At 34.2% G+C, this 3,259-nt stretch carries 3 protein-coding genes; all 3 read left to right on the top strand.

Features of this window, described 5'->3' with window-relative positions; genetic code table 11:
- The first annotated feature begins 15 nt into the window (after positions 1-15).
- On the top strand, positions 16-1,032 hold the full coding sequence (locus GNF10_RS36010; protein ID WP_185592877.1) for a hypothetical protein: 1,017 nt from the start codon (positions 16-18) through the stop codon (positions 1,030-1,032).
- A gap of 76 nt (positions 1,033-1,108) precedes the next feature.
- Positions 1,109-2,002 carry a glycosyltransferase family 2 protein gene (locus GNF10_RS36005; protein WP_185582067.1) on the top strand — a complete coding sequence of 298 codons (894 nt, stop codon included), beginning with the start codon at positions 1,109-1,111 and terminating at the stop codon, positions 2,000-2,002.
- A gap of 114 nt (positions 2,003-2,116) precedes the next feature.
- Positions 2,117-3,259: glycosyltransferase (locus GNF10_RS36000; RefSeq protein ID WP_185607444.1), on the top strand; the 1,143-nt coding region annotated here is incomplete at its 3' end.

Raw genomic sequence — 3,259 nt, 5'->3', positions numbered from 1 at the left:
TAAATACTTCATAATATGTCAATACCTATAGCTTTTATAATTTGTACAGAACCTGGGCGTTTAGAAGCTCAATCGTTAATGCTTGCAGAAAGTATTCGGAAGTTCTGTGGAGAATTGAAAGATACACCTATATATAGTTTTCATCCTAGAGTAGGTGAACCAATATCAAAGCAAACCCAAAAAGCATTTGAAGCGTTGCAAGTAAATCATCAACAAGTCCCTATCAATCAAGAATTCCATGAATATTATTTAGCAAATAAGCCCCTGGCGTGTGCCTATGCTGAACAAAATATTGATGCAGAAATATTAGTTTTTCTAGACAGTGACAAATGCTTTTTTTCTACACCAAAAGAATTTTTATTACCTGTTAATTGCAATGTTCGTTTACGTCCTGAGTATGGTCAAGGAATTGGTTCTACAGGTTTTCGAGACTCTCAAGAATGGTACTGGCAAAAATTATATGAAGTGCTGGGGGTAAAACGTGAGGTATTTGTTGAAACACCAATTGGTAAAAAAAGGATTAGAGCTTACTGGAATTCTGGTTTGGTCGTTGTGAGAAGGAGTGCGGGTATATTTACAGCTTGGAAAGAGAATTTTGAAAAAGTCATGCGCCTTGATATCACTCCTCCCCAAGGTATTTATTTTGTTGAGCAGTCTGTTTTGTCTGTAACTTTATGTGCCTTGGAAGAAAACGTCGAGCATCTTCCTGCTAATTATAGTTATCCATTACCTTTACATAACCGTTTATCAACAGAATTACAAATTAAACATTGGAATGATATTATATCAATTCATTATTTCAACTTATTCTTCTATAACGATTGGAATACACAAATCAAAAAATTGAAAAAACTTAACATCAATTCCGAAAAATATCTATGGTTGTGTCAAGAGGTTGTCAGACTAAAAATGCCTCGTGTATCAGTTCTGCACCGATATATGTTGGTAATTAGAAGAATGGAACAAAAATTACGAAATTTTAATTTAGATATTAATTTGAGTACCTGGATAGAAAAGATGGCTAAACTTTAAACTTAATGGAAATAATTACGTATAGCTTTATTATTTGTATTGCTCATTTCCAGAGAAATTACGTGAGGTAAATAAGATGAAAAAAGCAAAGATAGCTGTAGTTATGACCTGTCATAACAGGCGTAATACAACTCTCGCCTGTCTACATACTTTATATGAGCAAAAACATCATTGTGATGTTTATTTAACTGATGATGGTAGCTCTGATGGGACAGCACAAGCTATCAAAGCAGAATATCCAGACGTACACATTCTTCAGGGTAATGGTAATTTATTTTGGGTGGGAGGAATGCATCTTGCCTTTGATGAGGCGATAAAGAATCAATATGATTATTATCTATGGTTGAATGATGACACATTTCTAGAACCTAATGCTGTCAGCAAATTATTACAGATTCATCAAGATTTGTCTGCACAAGGTTATCCAGACTCCATTGTGGTTGGTTCAACTAAAGACCCAATGACAGGAAAAGCAACCTATGGAGGAGCAGTAAAATCTAAAAAGTGGTATTCTAACAAATTTGAGTTTTTAGAACCAAGTTCGGTTATTCAAAAATGCGATGCTATGTATGGTAACTGTGTACTAATCCCTAAAACGGTTGCTGTAAAAGTTGGCAATATTGATACAGCTTTTATTCACAGTTTAGGAGATTTAGATTATGCCCTCAGAGCGCGTAAATTGGGTTGTCAAATATGGGTAGCTCCTGGATATATTGGTACTTGTACTAAAAACTCTATCCGTAACAGTTGGGTAGATACTAATTTAAGTATATTACAGCGCTTACAAAAGGCGCTGCAAATCAAAGGATTTCCATTAAAACCCTGGACTATATTTTGTATCAGACACTCTGGGCCTTTATGGATATTTTATTGGTTTTTACCCTATATAAGAGCGATTATTGGTTACAAAAATTTGGCAATTTCTCCCACATTTTCTGAAGATATTAACCAAAGTAACTCAGGAGTTTGATTCTGCTACTAGGATCATTAACTAATGAGGTTTGGATAATTCGTAGCAATCTAAACCAGTGAAAAATATAGTTTCAAAAATCAATTTTTTAAATATTCAAATCATCAATAGATTATGGGCAAACGTTTACTAATTGTCTCGACACTTGATTCTAGCCAACCATTTGGTGCATTTACTAGACCTTTTTATCTAGGACAATATCTAACTAAAGATTTTGATGTTTTTCAGCTAGGATTAGATTGTTCATCTGTTAAGTATGCACCTTCTATTTCGATTGGAACAAGAAGCTTAAAGTCATATATTCAAACTATAGAAAAATGTATCGATGAGTTTTGTCCAGATATCGTTTATGCTCAAGAAACTTTACCTGGATTAGCTGCTTTGATAGCGCTGAGGCTTAGAAAACGCAGAAATTCCTCTCTTGTCTTAGATTTTCATACATTTTCAGCGTATGAATATTGGATGCGCTTGTTTTCAGTTGCCAATCCTTTCAAAGAGTTTGTACAATGTGTTAAGACATATATTGCTCAGGGAATTCTGATATTTTCTGGTAGTCCAATTATTGCAGCAGGCGACTCAATTCCTAAACTAATTTCCCAGTGGTATGGTAAAGCCCCAGACCAGATTTATAGTATCGGAAATGGAGTTACTGAAGACTTACTAAATGCTGAATCATTTTTGAGTAAAGATCCTTATCAAGCATTTAGACCAGCAAAAATAGTGGTTCTCATTGCTCCTAAAACATTTCAGTTTCCAAGTAATGATATGTCTGTGTCAATGACTATTGAGATTGCTAAACATATTGAAAATTATCAGGAAAAAATACATTTTGTTGTTATAGGTAGGGATAGCAGTGATATTTCAGAACCAATACCTTCTAATATTTCTTTTTTGGGATTTTTACCTAAAAGAGAGGATTTTGTAAAACATGTTAAATATGCAGATATTGCTTTGCTGCCATTCTCTAAGCAAGCAGTAGCAGGTGGCGCTCGTAATAAAGCTTTAGATTATTTCGCCAGTAGAAAGTTAGTTGTATCAACACCAGAAGGATTGCGAGGTTTAGAAGAATTTCGGCATTTAGAACATCTTTTAGTAACAGGATACTCTACTGAAGAAGTCGCTAATACAGTGCTAGATGCAGCTTCAAATTTTGATAAATATCAATCAATTGTAGATACAGCGTATACCTTAATTACAGAGAAATATTCTTGGAATGCAAGAGCGCATAATATCGCACAAATTCTCATGGAAGTAAAT

Origin of the sequence: Nostoc sp. UCD121 (assembly GCF_014222285.1) — a bacterium.
In the GTDB taxonomy this organism is placed as follows: domain Bacteria; phylum Cyanobacteriota; class Cyanobacteriia; order Cyanobacteriales; family Nostocaceae; genus Nostoc.
Note: the sequence above shows the minus strand (reverse complement) of the source record. Positions and strands in the feature narration are given on the sequence as shown.

Excerpts from the sequence above, each read along its gene's own strand:
- GNF10_RS36005 (WP_185582067.1), top strand. The coding sequence starts at position 1,109 with ATGAAAAAAGCAAAGATAGCTGTAGTTATGACCTGTCATAACAGGCGT.
- GNF10_RS36010 (WP_185592877.1), top strand. The coding sequence starts at position 16 with ATGTCAATACCTATAGCTTTTATAATTTGTACAGAACCTGGGCGTTTA.